Source organism: Coprococcus sp. LG101-27, from assembly GCF_027695515.1.
Classification (GTDB): domain Bacteria; phylum Bacillota; class Clostridia; order Lachnospirales; family Lachnospiraceae; genus Allocoprococcus; species Allocoprococcus comes.
Genome location: NZ_JAQEUJ010000018.1, coordinates 17,075 through 34,302 on the forward strand (window position 1 = coordinate 17,075; position 17,228 = coordinate 34,302).

Genomic DNA, 17,228 nt, shown 5'->3' on the forward strand with positions numbered 1-17,228 from the left:
GTAAAAGCGTGCAAATCTGATAGGAAATGCACGCTATATCATTTATCCTACAATCTTCCAGTTACTATCCTTATGTAGCACAAGCTCATACTGCGATACCTGCGTCGCTTTTGTCTGATTATCAATGAATTTTACCGCAACCTTGACTTTCACATTGTCGCCGTCCTTTATAAAGATAGGGTTTACCAGTTCAGAATAAAGGTAGTCCCTGCCGATAGGTTCAATCACATTTCCCAATACATAGTAAGCAAGCTCTTTTTCCGTCGCTGTTGGGTACAGCTTAAAGAATGTTTCCAGAAAAGCGGTAGCGTCATTTACCGTATCAGCGTCCACGCTTGCGTCTGCTTCTGGTGTCTTAGGCTCATAGTCTGATTTTTCAACTGCTGGTGCAAGGGTAGGGTTTTGAACGATTACCATATCCCCGTCTGCGTCCACATAGACTTTTACAGTATAGGTTGCTTTCACATTGCTTGTCTGTTCTCCCTCTTTTATCTGCTGATCTACTTCGTAGGTAGCAGAAAAAGTGTCCGCTCCCGATTGCTCGATATGCCATACAATCACATCTGTAACCGTGGAGCTGGTCGGTATATCGGTTCTAATGGTGTCTACATTTAAGTCCTGCAATTCCTTTGTCAGATAACCGCTGATTGCCTGCGTCCTTGCTTCGATAGCTTCTTTGCTGTTATCCCATGTGTAATAGGACTTCGCAAAGTTTTTCACGAAATTTTCTATCCCGTTGGTGTCCTGCAAGCAAAGTTCAATGATTTCTTTTTCATGGGTGGTGTGCTGGTCGATAGCCGTAAAATTCTTATACACCCCAAAGCTCACGCTTGCGACAAGCACCACCCACAACGCAATCACGGTTTTCTTATGTGTGCCTACCTTGACAGTACGCACCTTTTTTTCTTTTGGTTCTTTGATAGTTTCTGTCTGTTTCTTATTCTTCTTAAACATATTTTTCAAGTCCTTTCTATTGTTTTACTCGTCCTGCACCGATTAAGTGCTGTTGCCAGTAACTACTACTTAGGTCTGCATATCCTATCGGGTCGCCTGCGTGGTACATCTGTGTCGGCGAAACAAGAATACCGACGTGTGTTACATACGAACCAGCGTTATAGGTGGAATGGAAAAACACCAAATCGCCTGCTTTTGCCTGCGAGAGTGGCAGATGTTGGGTTGCGTCATACTGTGCTTGTGCTGTTCTCGGTAAGGAGATACCAGCTTTTCCATAGCACCATTGCGTCAATCCCGAACAATCAAAGGAAGTATTCGGGTTACTGCCACCATACACATACTTCCAGCCTTGATATTTCAACGCTTCATTCATTACCTTTTGTGCCAGTTCTCCCGATACCTGCGGAACTGCTAAATACTGATTGACTACTTCCACATAGAACATATTTCCATAGCCATACCGCCAGCCCCCATTCTTAGCAACGGCTATCGGGTTGGTGTAGGTTACTTTCTTTCCACCCGATTTCTCACGGGCGAAGCTCTCTGCAAGATTAAAAGTGTGTTTTTTTCCTTTTCCTGCCACATATCCCACATAGCCACCGCCATAGTTATAAGACTGTATCGCTACATTCAAGTCGTCGATACCTTGATTTTTGCAGGAAGAAAGCAGGGACGCAAAATACTTACACCCCTGCTTGATTGAGCTTTCCGTATCTAAGGAATTAGGCGGTAAACCAAGACTTTCCGAACTCTGCATAACATCTTCTGCCGTACCGCCACTTTCTACTTGAATGATAGCAAGTAACACATTGACATACTCGGAGATACCGTTTTCTCTGGCGTATTTTTCTACCATAGGCTGATGTTTCAAGACTTCTGCGGATAGGTTCATACCCGTAATGCCAGAAGAAAAATTGCTGTTCTCGTCGTCGCTGTCCGCACTAATGAGGACGCCAAAGAAAAGCACCAGAGAAAAGAGGATAGGAAACAGACTGCCAATGATAGCGATATGTTTCAGTTTCATTTTTTCTTCTGTCCTTTCTTCGTTACAAGGTTACGGGTTTTCTCTATGGTCTGCTGGTTCTTCTGGACGCTCTGGGTCTGCTGAACCTTTATCCTGCGGTCTTTGGTGTCATTCTGGCGTGTTTCCTGCGATACCACTTTTTCTACATTCTGCCTATGTACTGTCTGTGTAGGCTGGGGTGCTTTCTTATCAGAAGCACCAGAAGATAACGGACGCTCTTTGATAACATTTGTCTTGACTGGCTCACTTGCTTTCGGAGTTGGAGCTGTGGCTGGGCGTTTGACTTCCTGCATTTTTTCAACACTCGGCTTTGGAATGGTTGAAGCTGTGACTGGTCGCTCATGGGGACGGGTAGCTCCCGTTGTCGCTGATCCGTCAGCCTTTCGCTGTACCTGCCTTGCTTCTTGTGCCTTTTGAAGCTCCATACGTTTGTCAGCGATATTTTTCTTACGCTGTTCCTGCTTTTCCAAGCGTCCCGTCTGTCTGGACTGCTGTTCCTGCACCATGCCACGCTTGAAGTCGGACACGCTGGACTTTGCCTTTTCCTTTGCGGAATACACCGCATAAGCGGTCTGTGTCGGCATATCCTTGATATTCTCTTTGACAGCGTTTGCCTTGTCTTTCACTTTATTTTTCGTATCTAAAACAGCACCGACTTTTGAACCTGCACGCTGTCCCATGCTGGAAGTGGTATTGCCCCGATTTTCTTTAGAAGCCGTATTTTTTCTTTCGGCTCTCTTGCCAGCAACGGCACTTCCAGCCACCGCACCAGCTACACCGCCCGAAATACCGCCAGCACTTACCGCCCTTGCAATACGGTGTTCCATACGCCTAGCCCGATGTCGCATAAACAGATACGGTCTGCGGAATATGCGTCGTCCCATGCTTTGACTGTCGCCAGCATTAAGTGAGAACATACTCATTAAGTCGCCCAGCTTCATGTAGATACCAGCGAAACATACTATCTGCAAGAACGCCACCATAAAGAATGGGTAGTCTGTGGAAATGTTGTAAAACATACTGGAAATACTAAATGCCACCGTTACAATGAGCGTTATTCCTGCCCGTGTCATTATGGTATTAAATACTCTCACGATTGCCTGCTTTGCCATGCTTTCATAGCTCGGTATCATGGAAAGTAAAAAACTGATAGGTAAAAACATTGCAAAGATAATAAAAAGTATCTGGCTGAACAACATCATGCCCGTAAGCAAGAATACAAATATCGTGATACCCAAGTTAAAGAACAAGAGGAAGAACACCATACCCAAACGGTTCACGACCTGCGGTATTGTCAGATTGTTATTGTCGTTGTCCTCGATTTCTGTTTTCACGACTTCCTCTCTGGTTTTCCCGTCCTCGTCCTCTGGACTTGCCGATACGAGAGCTTCTACACGGTCTGTCCCGATTTCTTCTGCGTTGCTGTTCCCGAATTGAAGCAAGAGCCACGGCTGTTCCACTTGAATAGAAAATAGGCTGTCCCGTATCAAGTCCACGCTGTCCTTACCCTCGCTGTCGGAGTTAGGGAGCATGATTTTTGTTCCCAAATCCAAAGAAGCGGTACTGATGTCTGATGAAAATTCATTTATCTTCTTGATATAGTCGGGAGCATAAGCAATAAATGAAGCGGACAGCACGAACACCACCACAAAGTTGATAACAGCGTGAAGTGCTTTGCTGGTTTCCCGTTTTATCAGTCCCGTATAAGCAACGTACATTCCCACCACTAAGATAATGAGAAGCAGGAAACCAACATAGAAGCCCGTAGAAGAAAAGCCGTTCTCGGTAACGCCTGCAAGGGTCTGTATGCTCTTTCCGATACTGTCTGCCATATCATTGATGAAGTCCAGCTTATAGGCTTCCTGCACCACATAGCCCGTTGCATTACTCAAATACAAACTGATAGTCCAGACAAAGTTGGTAATGCAGTACAGCCCGTATTGTACCGATTTTCCGATACCGTCGAGCCAGTTCCACGGAAGCCACGACCAGCTATTATCGACGAAAAAATCAAGCTGGTAGTTGGAAAGGGGATATTTTGAATAAAGATTTTCTGCGTTTATGGTATCGTCTACAAGCCCCGTCGCATGAGCCACCGTCCCCAAAAGTGAAAGCAGGATAAGGGAGAGTGCCACCACGAACAGAGCCATTTTGAGAAAGTGGAAAATCTTCTTTTTTGTGAACACACCTTTTATCCTTTCTTTCATCACTCCACCTCATTTCTCTGTACGGGCGGTCTGGTATCAAAGGCGTGTAGCAGTTCTTCAAAGACTGGGTGTATCTGCACCACACCGACACGCCCGTATAAGTCCTGCAATAAGCATTGTCCGTTCTCCAAATCACGCAAGCGTTTCTGGTTGTTCTCATCGTCCTTGTCGATACCGAAAAACTCTAAGGTCTGCTTTATCTCGTTTATATCCGTGCTTCTAAATGCAAACTTTAAGCCGATATTGTTTTTCAGACTTTCCTTTGACACGTCATAGGCAGACTGGGTAACGAAATAAACGCCTGCCTGCATAGCTCGCCCAGCACGAACCAGCTTATTTGATAAGGTTTCTCCTTGTGCCACATTTAAGAACGCCCACGCTTCGTCTAAATCGACAATCTTAAAAATGCTTCTGTCCGAATGGATAAAATCAAGGGCAAAGGTACTAATCACAATCAGCATAGACACAGACAACAATTCAATGGTCGTGTATTCTTCAAAAGTGGTATCTTTATCTGGCAGTACAAGGTCGGCTACTTGAATGATATTGAGCTGATTATCCAGACTGATAGCATTTTCTACCGTACCGTCTGAAAACAGCAGGTGTGCAAAGTCGTAGTCCGTGAAGCTGTCGATATGGTCTGCGATATTTCTTGATATGGGCGTATCTTCACGGCGTAGCTCGTCTATCACATGGAGCAAGCCCCGACTGTCGCTCTGGGTAACGGAGCGTACTGCCTTACGAAGTACGGGGAATTTTTCGCCGTCCCTTGAAGAAATACCCGTAAGGAATGTTAAGATGTCGATTGCCAGACTTTCAGCGTCTTTTACATTCTTCATAATCACAAACGGGTCAAGAAGCCCTGCATTGTCCTTATCGCTGGTAAGATTTACGATATTGATTTCATGTGCAATCTCTGGGAGCGTTTCTTTCCAGTTACCACGCTCACTTTTAGGGTCTAACAGAAGTGCTTGACCGCCAAACAGCACCGCATAATATACCAGAAGATTGTTACAGAACGATTTCCCACCGCCAAGCGAACCGACAAAAGCAGACGCTAAAGCGTTGGTAACTGTACCTTTTACACCTTGACTGGCAAGGGACGGTTGCAGGTACACATTTCTTCCCGTATCAACAGAATAGCCCATATAGATACCCGTAGTTTCTCCTAACTGCTGTGTCGCACCAAAGCCAAGCCCAGCTAAAAAATCTGATTTTACATACTGCACATAGTCATTGATATATCGCTTGCTGGCTGGTAAAAATTCAGAATGAAGCCCCAGCATATCCCCAGCAGGACGCACCAGCTTTACATTGAGGTCGTCGTAAAAGTCCTTGACTTCATCACAACGGCGTTTCAGCTCGTCAAGATCGGGTGCAGACACCCGTATGACGTAGCTTAACTTATACATACTTTCTTTTGTCTGGTCTAAATCAGTTTCCAGCTCGTCCACGCTGTCTAAAGCGTCCACCACATTTGAGCTGGTTTCACTTCCTGCTTGATAGGCGTGATTATCAAGGTCTTTCAGTTCCTTTTTCTTGTTGCGGACGGTCGTTAATGCTTTCCGATTTTCCACGATTTCTACATTCATGCTCGTATCAACGGGGAATGTGAATTGCTGTTGCTGGAAATAGAAGATTTCAGACGACGGAAAATCAAGCTCTCCTACAATCGCATTGACGGTAAAATAGGACACATAGCTTTCCTTGTCCTCATGTTCCAATCGTAAATACCGCTGGCTTTCCTCAATCACACACCTTGTCGGACGGATAAGGTCGTAGTATTTTATCAGCGTCTCTTTGTTCAATTTTTTCTTTGGTAGCTGGTACTCATAATCTTCATAAGCGATACCGTCCCTGCCGTAAAGATGTTCCATGAGATACCCAAAATCATGGATTTCCAAGCGACGCACCTTAAAGCGACGGGAGATTTTATTTTCCAGTAACTTTTCCATTTTTATGTAACGGTTGATTTCATCATTCGGCATGGAAACAAAATCATTCATCAGCGTGTGGTTCACTTCATGGAGAAATTCTGTGAACGTCAGCCACACCGATTTTTTGATGTTCTTCAGATTGAGCTGTTCTTCCGTAACCATGAGCTTAAAGCCAAGAAAAAAGCGGTAGTCCACTTGATTGTCCCCAATCATAGATACTAACGCTTCGGTCTGTTCGTCTATCTTCTGGCAGGCAACTTCCTTTAATTTTCCAGTTACCAGCTTCTTTGACTGTTCCTGCATACTGCGGATTGAGCTTTCTGTGGCAATCTGCAACGCATGAATTTTACCCTCACGGGACTGTGCGATAAGCTGTCGGAAACTGTCATGCACGATAAATTTCTGCTCTGCGGATAGAAAAGAATAGTTGTATGGTATCAGCTCATAGTAGGCGAACACCTCATTGTCCTTGTTCCAGACAAGGTTATTGTCAATATATTTTATCGGGAACATAGTTCACACTCCTTACTGCCGTGATTGTTTCATTCAATATCTGCTTATGCAGTTTTACGGCTTTTCCTGCATAAGTGATTTTTGGTCGCAGGGCATAGGTTATCTGTGATTTCAAAAAGCTGTACGGCTTCTTTCCGTCAAAGGTTTTCTGCGACATGAACCAAGTGAGAGCAACGGGAATACCAAAGTATTTGAGAAATGCTCCCTCAATCATGGAAAGTGGGGGAATATCCCCAAACAGAATGATGATAAATTCCGTAATCACAAACCATGTAATCTGTGTAAAAGTAACGGGAAAGGGTAAGTTAAAGTCATTGATTGCATACAAGACTTTTTCCACGTTCCAGATACCCGTGTAGCTTTTAATCTTTTTCAAGTTCTTTCAGCTCCTTTCAAAATAGAAAAGGACAGCCATTTTCAGACTGTCCCTTAAAGAGAAATACGCTGTCAGTAGCAACAATGCTTGTCGCTGATCTTCCAGCGTTAATATGGTATCTCGCACATACCTCGGCTTGTTTCAATAAAGCAACCGCCCATATCCAAATCTCGCCCGTAGGCTTCATAGTCAATGTAATTCTGTAAGCTGGGTGGAATGTCCCCAAGTGCCTGCAATTCGTCTATGTAGTAGTAGGCAACATCTGTCATGGTTTCACAGTCGGGATAATAGTAAATATCGTCCTTATGTTCCACGACTTCTTCCAGCGTCCCATAGTGGCTGATAAATTCGTCCAGACACTCTACAATATAGTCGGGAAGTTCCTCTATCATTTCATACATCTCATTGAGTTCTTCAATGGAAACATACTCGCCAATCGCAATGGGAAAGTTGTCGGTATCATGGATAGCGTATTCCTCATACTGTTCATTCAAGCCGATTTTTTCTTTCACATCTTCCTCGTCAATGGGGAACGTGAACCAAGCACCGACTAAATAGCCCTCATTGTATTTGCCAAGATTAGCAATATAAACCGCCATATCATCAATCATAAGCACCACCTCATTTCCTACTCTGGCAGTTCAAAGATACCGTGTTCTGTTACTAAAAATTTCCCGTGTTCCTGCAAGTGAGAAGCGTAGGCTTCAAAGTCAAAGTAGTATTCTTGACAGTCCTCGGATAAATGCTTGAACATCGGGTCGTTCATCAGCTTTTGCCTTGCAACATCTATCATGCTTTTACAGTCGGGATAAACAATAATCACGTTCCTGCAAATATAAAGTGCTTCTAAATTTTCAAACACCGTAAGTAGTGATACATATTCTTCCTGCATATCACTTGAAAGCTGGCGGTACATAAAATCTAATTCGTTGAGCTGGTACACGCTGGTGTGTTCGTGGACTTCATCAGCATAAGGCAACACCTTTTCGATAATACGATAATCCCCACTTTCTGCACCGATACCTAACTTTTCTTCAAACTCGGCAACATCTATCGGCAGGTCGAACCAGTATGATATTGTTTCTTCGCCAGTTGTTCCTCTCGTTTCCACCAGCACCCTTGTTTCCTGCATTGTTCCTCACGTCCTTTCTGTTGCTTCATCACATCTTTTAAGCTCTGGTACGACATACCAAACACATACTTTGAAAAATCTTCTAACTGTTTTATATCATAATTCGTAAGCGGTAATCGCTTCATTTCATGCCACACTTTACGCTTGTAAGAGGGCAGGTTAGAAATATAATCACAGCCGACGTTTGCCTGCATATCCTTAAAAATATCGCTCATTTCATCACTCCAATCTGATTTTAGGTAAGAAAAAAGCAGTCAATCCTAAGACTAACTGCTTTATGTATATGGATATAATTTGATTAAGTTTTAAAACCAGTTTGTTTTTTCATCTCTAAATTGAGGGTTATCGCTGTGTTGATATGGATTATAGTTATTCAGATTGCAACCATATTCTTTTAATGATTTGATTTTGTTATCTTCTGTCCATTCAATTAAGGAAATACCGTCAAATTCTTCAACGCTTCCCGTATTCATTTCATTTTTAAAATACCATTCTACGACAGTTTGATTTTCTTTATGAAAGAACTGTTTAATATCCCAAATAATGACTTTACCACGAGTATTCCATTCATTAAACCAATGTTTTACTGTTTTAAGATTTTCATATTTAGGACACCAGCTTTCCGTATAAACAACATCTTCTGTAAAAATTTTATCTATTCCTAAGTCTTGCTGTTTCAACCACATATCAAACCATAAACGAATAATTTTTTCTCTCTCATTCAAAATAGAACACCTCGATTACTTCTTTTTTCACATTATAGCACCCATACATCAGCCCCACAATAAAATTTTATGCACCGATAATCTTATTGAACAGCTCTAACAGTACATCTTTCACACCGCCAGCATTGAATACCAAGCCGACAGCAATCAAGGCAACTACCAAGAAACCGATAAGTTTTGAAAACTCACGCTTGAACCCTAAGTAGATACCGATAACCACAATCGACATAAGCACTAAGCTCTGTGCGTTGCTTAAAAACCATTGATACAAATTTTGCCCGAAATTCATGTTATTTGTCCTCGCTTTCTTTTAATTTCTTCATTTCATAGTCAGCTCCTTTGCCAACACTTAAAATACACATCAAGGCTACGCCGATACCCGTTCCAACAGATACCAGCAGGAAGTCTTTCAATAATTCCCACATTTTTTCATCACTCCTAACTTTCTACTAAATCTTTTGCAGGGGTCGTCTGCTGTTTGATTATCATTTCATGCTTTTCTGTGAGCTTTGCCTGCTGTTCGATAGTTTTCATGTAGTCTGTTCCGTTTCCCTTATCAATCCTTTTCAGCATTTTCAAGGTCGGTGCTACCTGCCGTTGTACCCACCGCAATGTACGGTCTAAGGTGTAAGGCTCTGGCTTTGTCGTCAGCTTCAAGCTCTGTCTGTTATCGCCGATAAACCACGCCCAGCGGTCATTGAGTTTCCAGTCATTTTTTCGCTTGTCTGCTTCTTCATCAACAAACCGCACATACTGGTTGATGATAGAAAAGGCAGTCTGCTCTGCGTCATAATAGGTCAGCAAATCTCGTACTGCATAATAGGCACGTTCATTTCTAAGCCGTATCTCAAAACGGTTGATAATGTCGGCTTCTTCCAGCGGTGTCCCTAACTTGACGTACTGCTCATAGTCCTTTTCATAGATACAGAAATACACATCTGATTTTAGCGAACCAAGATAAAGGGTGCGTCCCATATATTCTCTGTCGTCCTCTCTATGCTTGATAAGCTCGCCCGACTGATAAAACTTATAACTTCTGGACTTTCCGATATATTCCCGTTTCCTGCATTTTTCCGCAAGCTCTGGAATATCCAAAATACCCGTATGGTCGTTGATAGCAAGGTCGATACGCTTCATCACGCCACCGTCTATGAGTGCGTCCATGAGAAAGTCATACCAACTTCTTTGTTGTGCCAGCAGGTAACTTTCAAACTGTCGGCAACCACGCCCCTTTAACTCTAAAAGGACACCTTTTTCTTCGTCAGCCGACGTATAGATAAAGATGTCCCCTAAAGAATAATGCTCCGTATAACTGTAATGTCCGTAATCTTCATGGAGCATATAATTGATATTCAGTTTTAATATATCTTTGATGATGTGCTGTATATCCAGCGTGGGAAAACGAATTTTCACATAATCAAACAGCATGGTAAGCGGTACTTCTGGATTGAACCTTGCCAGTTCCTTATGCAGAGTTTCCAGAAGTTCCTTTGACGGCTTCATTTTTCCGCTTTCTATCTTGTTGAAATATTCCCTTGTGATACCAGAAGCCACCGCCAGCCTGCCTTGTGAGATACCGTAAGCAATCCGTTTCTCCCGTAATTCTTTTATCCGTTGTTCTTCATTCAGAACCATACCCCCAATCTGTAAAGTGTGAAGTTTTTTAAGGCGACTTCACAGCCGATTTTTGCTAGAAAACCATGCCAGAAGCCTTATGTTTCCTATGTTTTTTGTCTATTGTCTATTTGCAAACGTACCCCTCTGTTAGATACCGAGGGGTTTTACCTGCTGGCGTGGCTTACGCCACACCAGCAACGGCTAGTCCGTGCCGTCGCCTTTCGCTTCGCACGTCGCCGTCCCGTCCTGCCTTGCTTGTGCAAGAGAGCCGATAGTCTGCAAAAAATCATGTCCTTTCGGGACTAAAGGCGTGTAAAATTCGCTGATAACACTTGTTCCCACATCACAATAGCCACGCCCCTTGATACGCTTCTGGAAAAACTGCTTTTTCACATCTGAACCGAACAGCATACCGTAGCCTAATTCGCTGATACGCCCCAATCCCACACGGAAATTAAAGTTATCCCTTATCCCGTCCGAGAAATACTTTGCGTCTGGGCGCTGGCAGGCGACAATAAGGAAATAACCTGCTTGTCGCCCTAACATAACGATTTTCTTTAGCTGGCTAAGTAAGCTCACGCTTTCTTTTGTCCCCAGCATTTCAAAAAACGCCACATATTCATCAAAGATAAGAAAGCAGGGTGGCAGTCCCAGATAGGCGTAGTTTTCGCCCGTCTTATAGTTCGGGTGTCGCTTCATTTCCTCGCTTCGTTGTACCATGCCCTCATAAAAGGCATTGACACAATCAATCATTTCTTCTTTGGTATGATACACATTTCCCATGACTGTTCCTAAGTCTGCTAAGTCCGCATTTTTCGGGTCTAAGATGTAAAGGACAGCGTTGGTATGCAGTAGGGCTTCAATGAGCGTCAGCAGAAAATAAGTTTTACCGCCACCCGTTCCACCAGCGATAAGGGCGTGTGGAAGTGCGTCATATTCCCAGACAAGATTTTTCATCAGTCTAAGACAGCCGTTCTCTGCCCGTACTTCATCAATGGTAATGCGGTTCGCTATCATATCATAAAGTAGGGTATATTCGATATAACCGTCATGCAGGGTCTTGTCTGTCAGCTCACAATACAAGCCACTTTCCAACTTATCCTCCAACCGTAAAAGCTGGTCTTGATATTTTCCCAGCGTAATTTCACAGCGGATATGAAGAAGTCCTTTTTCCATTTGATAATAAATCTTTGGAAACCAGACGATTTTTTCCCTTGATCTGCTTTGCAGGTCAGTAAAAAAACCGCTGTCTTGTACGGTATCGGCTTCATACCACTTATTTTCCAGTATCATTCTTGCCAGCTTTTGACGGTGCAGTAGCTTCTTGAAACTGTCGTAACAGAAGCGGTAATACCCAAAAGCGACCAATGCACAAACACCAGTCGCTATCAATATGGTTATGAAGTTGTAAGGGGAAAGCGTCAAGCCGTTTTCTAACAAGCTGAAATGCTCCCAGTCGGTACGCATGAGCTGTTTGCTATTCAGTAGCAGGAGAACTGCCACGAACACAAACAGAAGCGTCTCTATGGAAAAATGATAAACAAGGTGCTTGTCGCTGGCTCTGATACGGTGTCCTTTGTTCCAAATCATACGCATAAATCAATCACTCCTTTCTGGGTATGAAAAAAGCAGTCAATCCTAAGACTAACTGCTTTGTGTGTAGGGATATAAAATTGTAAAACTAAGATTGCATTTCAGATATGGATTTGAAACCCCTCATAGCTGAATATACCATTCCCTTGTTTTAATTTCCCTTCATTTGACAAGTTGTGAAAAGCTGTCTCTATCTTGTCAATTATAGTAACTGGAATAGATAAATGATGATGTCCTGGCAAAATTCGACTTATCTTTAAAGATTGAATTTTTCTAACAGACTTCCAAAATTCTTGTGGGTTTGTTGATGGATAAAAAGCATCAAGGCAACCGCTATATATCAAATCGCCGGAATACAGATATTTTCTATCCGCTTCATAGAAACAACAATGTCCGGGAGAATGACCGGGCGTGTGAATAACTACCAACTTTCTGTTCCCTAAGTCAATACAATCTTCATCATGTAAAATCATTTGCGGAACCCCTTGAAAAATCTGATATTTCTCTACCTTAAAATCCGAGGGGAAATCACATGGATTGCACATAATATTGTTTTTTACCACTTGCAAAGGTATAGGGAATTTGACCGATAGCCATTCTTTTTCTGCTTCATGAACTGCAATAGACCGAAAATATTTATGTCCACCGATATGATCCCAATGAACATGAGTAGTGATTACTGTAACGGGCAGTTTCGTCAATCCATCAATAACCTCTCTGATGTTGGAAACACCTAAACCTGTATCAATCAGAATGGCTCTTTTTGTCCCACACAATAGATAACAATGTGTTTCTTCCCAGTGTTTGTATTCGCTGATGACGAATGTATCTTGGTCTATTTGTTCGACGGTAAACCAACTGTCCATATACTATTCTCACTCCCTAAAAATTTTAATTTGTCGCTTTCTTCATACCCATATTATAACAGTTCCGTATATCCTCTACAACGAAAATCTATTCAGCAAGTCTATTTTTTCGGTTGTCCCTGCGGTGTATGGTTCTGTGTATTGCCTGCGTTCTGGTTGCTTTTATTCTTCAATACAATATCCTCTGCCTTTACATACCAGTCCACATCTGCACCCGTATAGGTTTTTCTTGATACCGTATCGGCTACTGGATTGACAAGCTCCACAACTGCATTGTAAGGAAATTCCCTTAACGGTACTTCTGGCGGTACAGACACGGGGATAATTCCACCGTGCAGACTGCACTTCAAATCATAGATACGCTTTTTAAGCTGGGTACTCGGTGTCCCGTCCTCATTCTGCAAGAACACATCACGTACCGCTGTAAATTTTAATTCTCCAAATGTTTTCTCTTTGTCAATAACAAACCCGTTTGATAATCTCATAAATTTTCCACTCCTTTACTTTTCTTCAACTGCTACAATATCATCAGCAACTAATACATAATCGGTATGTCCCATATCCCCGATTGCGTAACCTCTGCCGTATAACTTCGGATTGACAAGTTTTACTTTCTGCTCATACTTGAAATGCTTTTCGCCAGCCTGCACAGGAATTTCCACCACAACATTTTCGCCTTTCTGTATGTCAGAATAAAGGTTATAGCTTCGTCTGGCTATGACCTTGCGATTGTTTTTATCTCTTTCAAAGATAGGCTCGCTTTCCCCTGCAAATTCAAGAGTTCCAAAAGACTGTGCCATATCTGGCACGACATATTTCATTTCCATATTGTTTTACCTCGTTTCTTTCTATTTTGATAATTGATAAGTTAATTGATTGTGATTTCTTATTCTAGCGGTTTGGGAAGTACCAGCAATCCCACAGATAGTAAAGGGTAAAATCAATGCTTACGCACCCTTGACTATCCGTGTTCTTGCAGGTTGTTGGCAGACAAGCCAGAATAAGCAAAAATCTGCCGTTTGACCGCTTCGGCGGAGAACGTGATTTTTCTTTCATCATACCGTTACCGCCTTATGATTTTTTCATTTTACGGAGTTTGTAAAGATATGTTCCAGCCAGTCCACCAGCAGACGCAAGCAACATCACGATAAATGCCATTACATTTGTACTGTCGCCCGTTTTTGGACTGTCGCTAGGTCTGTTAGGCTTTTCCGGTGTCGGTGGTGTTTCGGGTTTCTCTGGTTCTTCTGGCTTTTCCTTAAAAGTAATCGTCTGTCCCTCGTCCTCAATATCCTTATGCTCGGTAACTTTCTTCGGCTCGTCTGGATTGCTTAAATCGTATAATTCCTCAAAAGTTACAAGCTGTTTTCCGTCAAGGGAAGTAGCGTCAAAGGTAAAGACAACTTCCACTTTCATGTTTTCGCTGTCAGCAGTAAAGGTGTAATCACTTTCCACACGTTTTCCATTGATAAGAAACTCTGCATTTTCTTCTTTCAACATCTGCCAGCCCACAAGTTTGTACTGTGTACCGACTTCTAAGCCCTCTAAGGTTACGGTATCAATGATTGTAACGTCTTTTCCTGCTTCAATCTCTTTGTTGCCGTCCTTATCGGTAGCAGTCGTATGAATTTTGATGATACGCTCTGTGATAAGTACCGTCTGCCCGTCGTCCTCAATGTCCTTGTGTTCCGCAACTTTTACGGGTTCGTCTGGATTGCTTAAATCATACAATTCCTCAAAGGTAACAAGGTTCTTGCCACCTAAAGCAGACGCGTTGAATGTATAGGAAATTTCCACTTTCATTTCTTCATCATCAGCGACAAAGGTATAATCGTTTTCTACACGTTTCCCGTCAATGATAAGCTCGGCGTTTTCTTCCTTTAACATCTGCCAACCTTTGAGCTGGTATTTTGTGCCTTTTGTAAGTCCGTCTAATTTGACAGTATCAACAATCGTAACCTCTTTTCCTGCAAGGATAGTCTTTTCGCCGTCCTTGCTGGTTGCTGTGGTATGGATAGAGATTTCTTTTTCGTATTCATCAGTCAAAGTCCCTAAATCAATCACAAGATTATTTCTTGATACCACGATTTCAAAAGGTGGGATAAGTTCAAAGCCTTTGTTACTGTTGCAACGCATTTCTTCAATGATGTAGGTATCATAAGGCAATGCACCTTTGCTGTCGTCTGGTTCAGAAGTTCCAAACCACACACCGTCCTCGCTGGTCTTGCCTGCGTTAGTATTGTGCTTGTGAGAAGCCCAGTCAGCAGAAGTGGAGAATTGCCCGTTATCATCAGTTACCACCACATGATTTTCGCCCGTCGTCTTGCTTGTGATCCTAAAGGGAACATCAGCAAGACGCTTGTGTGTGCCTGCACCGATTTTTACGCCCTCAATATCGCCACGCTTAATCTGATTATAGATAGAATGGGCTTCGTCGATTAAGTCCACGATTTTTCCGTTTTCTGTGATTGCAAAATCAATCGGTTTTGCACCGTCTGTCAAATATCCGTTTGGAGCTTCACTTTCAGCGATACTGAAATTTCCATAAGGTAAAAGGTCAGCAGAAGTGGAAGCGACACCCTCAAGGTTTGTATGAATAGTCTTTACGACTTCATTTTTCTTGTAGAGCTTGCCCTCAACCAATACCGCATTATCATTTAAGGAAATGATGTCAAAGGCAGTATCTTTCAAAGTGGCACTTCCTTGTGGTTTGGTATCGCCCGTTTCTAAATCTCGTTTCTGAATTTTGACACCGCCACGGATAACCTTGTCTGATACGGAAAACTGGTTACTTCCAGATAATACGGCAAGGTCGCCGTCCTCGGTAATCTGTGTTACATATAAGCCTTTTATCTGTTCGGACTTATCGCCAGCCTGCATATATGCACCCTCTAACAAGTAGCCGTTTGGAGCTTTTGTTTCTTCTACGGTTAGCGTCCCAAGTGGAAGAACCGCTTTGCTGTCCTGCATATAGAAGCTGTCGCCAGATACCTTGTATGCGTCCGCTAATTTTGTAATGTAGTGGGCTGTCCCGTCGCTGTCTGTTTCAGCGATTGTCTTTGTAACCCATGTACGAGTAGCTTCGGCAGGGAGATTGTCTTTATTATAGAAGCCAGCATAATACTTCCATGTAAATTCCGCGCCTGCTAGAGAAGCGTTCCCTTGCGGATTGTTTTTCTGTGTTTCCATGTCAATCTTGAAAAGCTCAATCAAAGTGTCCGTTACTTTTGGCGTATCAGATACTTTCAAAGTCGCTGTCTTTCCAGCTTCAACCTTTAAGGAATATACAGTTTTATCTACCTTATATCCTGCTGGTGCGGATAATTCCTTGATATAGATTGTGCCTGCTTTTACCTCTACAACATCTGTATTTCCGTTTTTATCAGTCGTAAGGGTGGCAAGCTGTTTTGTGCAGTCCTTATCAGCAAAGACACCGTATGTTGCACCAGCAATAGAGTAATTTTCGTTACCGTCTGTAATGCCGGTATTACTGGAAGTCTTTTGAAGTGTAGCATTTCCGACATTCAACTTCGCCCAGAATTGCCCTAATTCCTGTCCCTCGCCAGAGTAGATATAACCTCCACATTCATAGCGTCCTTTATTTTCTTTGACAAAGGCTCTTGCACCAGAGAAAACTTCGTCCTGCGTTGCCTTTGGAATTTCATCATAAGAAGCTCGCACGTTATCACATTGCCAGCCGAGATGTACGCTCAATCTCTGCCAGACTACACATTGTTCCAATAGATAAACTTGTTTGTAGTTCAGTTCCTTGTGGGCTTCGCCATACTGTTTGACATATTCTAAGGATAACGCCACATCTGAAATCTGGTCGGCACTCATGCGTGAGCTTGCGTCAGCTCTGGTCTTGTAGCCATTCTTAAAATCTGTATTGATGTCGATACAATAGGCAGTTTCGCCCTCAACTTTCATCATGCCCTCATTGAATGTAGAACCAATAGAACCGTCATTCATTACTTTTTCAATGATACCGACACGCTCTGCACTTTCCGTCCAGTATTGCTTACTTTCTGCATGAACGGGTGTAGTCGGTAAAGCAGTAACGACAGTTGCAAGAGCTAAGAAGCCCGTACACAATCGTTTTAATATCTTTTTCATAAATCTAATGCTCCTTTCATTTTGGGTAATAAAATAGCCGTCCAATAAGAACGGCTGAAAATAGAAAAGGAACGTCATTTTAGGCGTTCCATAGTCTATGAAATATTCAATTTTTTCTTGTTTCAATACTGATGTGCTGTACCATATCTTTGCATATCTAGGAAAACT

General features: G+C 42.6%; 17 protein-coding genes. All 17 read right to left on the reverse strand.

Annotated elements, in window-relative coordinates; genetic code table 11:
- Positions 1 to 42 precede the first annotated feature (42 nt).
- The 17 genes from PG766_RS12160 to PG766_RS12240 all read right to left on the reverse strand — a co-directional run bounded on the left by PG766_RS12160 (position 43) and on the right by PG766_RS12240 (position 17,060).
- Positions 43 to 954 carry a conjugal transfer protein gene (locus PG766_RS12160; RefSeq protein ID WP_003062215.1) on the reverse strand — a complete coding sequence of 304 codons (912 nt, stop codon included), beginning with the start codon at positions 952 to 954 and terminating at the stop codon, positions 43 to 45.
- 16 nt (positions 955 to 970) lie between these two features.
- Positions 971 to 1,978, reverse strand: coding sequence for a bifunctional lytic transglycosylase/C40 family peptidase (locus tag PG766_RS12165; RefSeq protein ID WP_003059774.1), 1,008 nt, complete (start codon positions 1,976 to 1,978; stop codon positions 971 to 973).
- Positions 1,975 to 4,185, reverse strand: coding sequence for a CD3337/EF1877 family mobilome membrane protein (locus PG766_RS12170; RefSeq protein WP_003060083.1), 2,211 nt, complete (start codon positions 4,183 to 4,185; stop codon positions 1,975 to 1,977). Before PG766_RS12170 ends, PG766_RS12165 begins: the two co-directional genes overlap by 4 nt.
- Positions 4,185 to 6,635: an ATP-binding protein gene (locus PG766_RS12175; RefSeq protein WP_003060327.1), complete on the reverse strand. Its 2,451-nt coding sequence runs from the start codon at positions 6,633 to 6,635 to the stop codon at positions 4,185 to 4,187. The genes PG766_RS12170 and PG766_RS12175 overlap by 1 nt, the downstream gene beginning before the upstream one ends.
- Positions 6,613 to 7,011, reverse strand: coding sequence for a conjugal transfer protein (locus PG766_RS12180; protein WP_003061368.1), 399 nt, complete (start codon positions 7,009 to 7,011; stop codon positions 6,613 to 6,615). Before PG766_RS12180 ends, PG766_RS12175 begins: the two co-directional genes overlap by 23 nt.
- Positions 7,012 to 7,118: 107 nt before the next feature.
- Positions 7,119 to 7,622: an antirestriction protein ArdA gene (locus PG766_RS12185; RefSeq protein WP_002323345.1), complete on the reverse strand. Its 504-nt coding sequence runs from the start codon at positions 7,620 to 7,622 to the stop codon at positions 7,119 to 7,121.
- A gap of 17 nt (positions 7,623 to 7,639) precedes the next feature.
- Positions 7,640 to 8,143 (reverse strand): antirestriction protein ArdA, encoded by a 504-nt coding sequence (locus PG766_RS12190; protein ID WP_003062492.1) that lies wholly within the window; start codon positions 8,141 to 8,143, stop codon positions 7,640 to 7,642.
- A complete protein-coding gene (locus tag PG766_RS12195; RefSeq protein ID WP_008687105.1) occupies positions 8,062 to 8,358 on the reverse strand; it encodes a hypothetical protein in 297 nt (98 codons plus the stop codon). Before PG766_RS12195 ends, PG766_RS12190 begins: the two co-directional genes overlap by 82 nt.
- A gap of 90 nt (positions 8,359 to 8,448) precedes the next feature.
- Positions 8,449 to 8,868 (reverse strand): nuclear transport factor 2 family protein, encoded by a 420-nt coding sequence (locus PG766_RS12200; protein ID WP_003060053.1) that lies wholly within the window; start codon positions 8,866 to 8,868, stop codon positions 8,449 to 8,451.
- Positions 8,869 to 8,935: 67 nt separating this feature from the next.
- On the reverse strand, positions 8,936 to 9,157 hold the full coding sequence (locus PG766_RS12205) for a hypothetical protein (protein WP_003060793.1): 222 nt from the start codon (positions 9,155 to 9,157) through the stop codon (positions 8,936 to 8,938).
- Between the two features lies 1 nt (position 9,158).
- A complete protein-coding gene (locus PG766_RS12210; RefSeq protein ID WP_003061156.1) occupies positions 9,159 to 9,293 on the reverse strand; it encodes a DUF3789 domain-containing protein in 135 nt (44 codons plus the stop codon).
- Between the two features lie 13 nt (positions 9,294 to 9,306).
- The gene (gene mobT / locus PG766_RS12215) at positions 9,307 to 10,503 is read right to left on the reverse strand and encodes a MobT family relaxase (protein ID WP_003062030.1); all 1,197 of its coding nucleotides are present in this window, start codon (positions 10,501 to 10,503) and stop codon (positions 9,307 to 9,309) included.
- A 183-nt stretch (positions 10,504 to 10,686) separates the two neighbouring features.
- Entirely contained in the window at positions 10,687 to 12,081 is a 1,395-nt protein-coding gene (locus PG766_RS12220) for an FtsK/SpoIIIE domain-containing protein (RefSeq protein ID WP_008687115.1), read from the reverse strand.
- A 98-nt stretch (positions 12,082 to 12,179) separates the two neighbouring features.
- Positions 12,180 to 12,944, reverse strand: coding sequence for an MBL fold metallo-hydrolase (locus PG766_RS12225; protein WP_008687118.1), 765 nt, complete (start codon positions 12,942 to 12,944; stop codon positions 12,180 to 12,182).
- Between the two features lie 101 nt (positions 12,945 to 13,045).
- Positions 13,046 to 13,429, reverse strand: coding sequence for a YdcP family protein (locus tag PG766_RS12230; protein WP_008687119.1), 384 nt, complete (start codon positions 13,427 to 13,429; stop codon positions 13,046 to 13,048).
- A gap of 15 nt (positions 13,430 to 13,444) precedes the next feature.
- A complete protein-coding gene (locus PG766_RS12235) occupies positions 13,445 to 13,771 on the reverse strand; it encodes a YdcP family protein (protein WP_008687121.1) in 327 nt (108 codons plus the stop codon).
- Between the two features lie 244 nt (positions 13,772 to 14,015).
- Positions 14,016 to 17,060: an SrtB-anchored collagen-binding adhesin gene (locus PG766_RS12240; RefSeq protein ID WP_113655961.1), complete on the reverse strand. Its 3,045-nt coding sequence runs from the start codon at positions 17,058 to 17,060 to the stop codon at positions 14,016 to 14,018.
- Between the last annotated feature and the right edge of the window lie 168 nt (positions 17,061 to 17,228).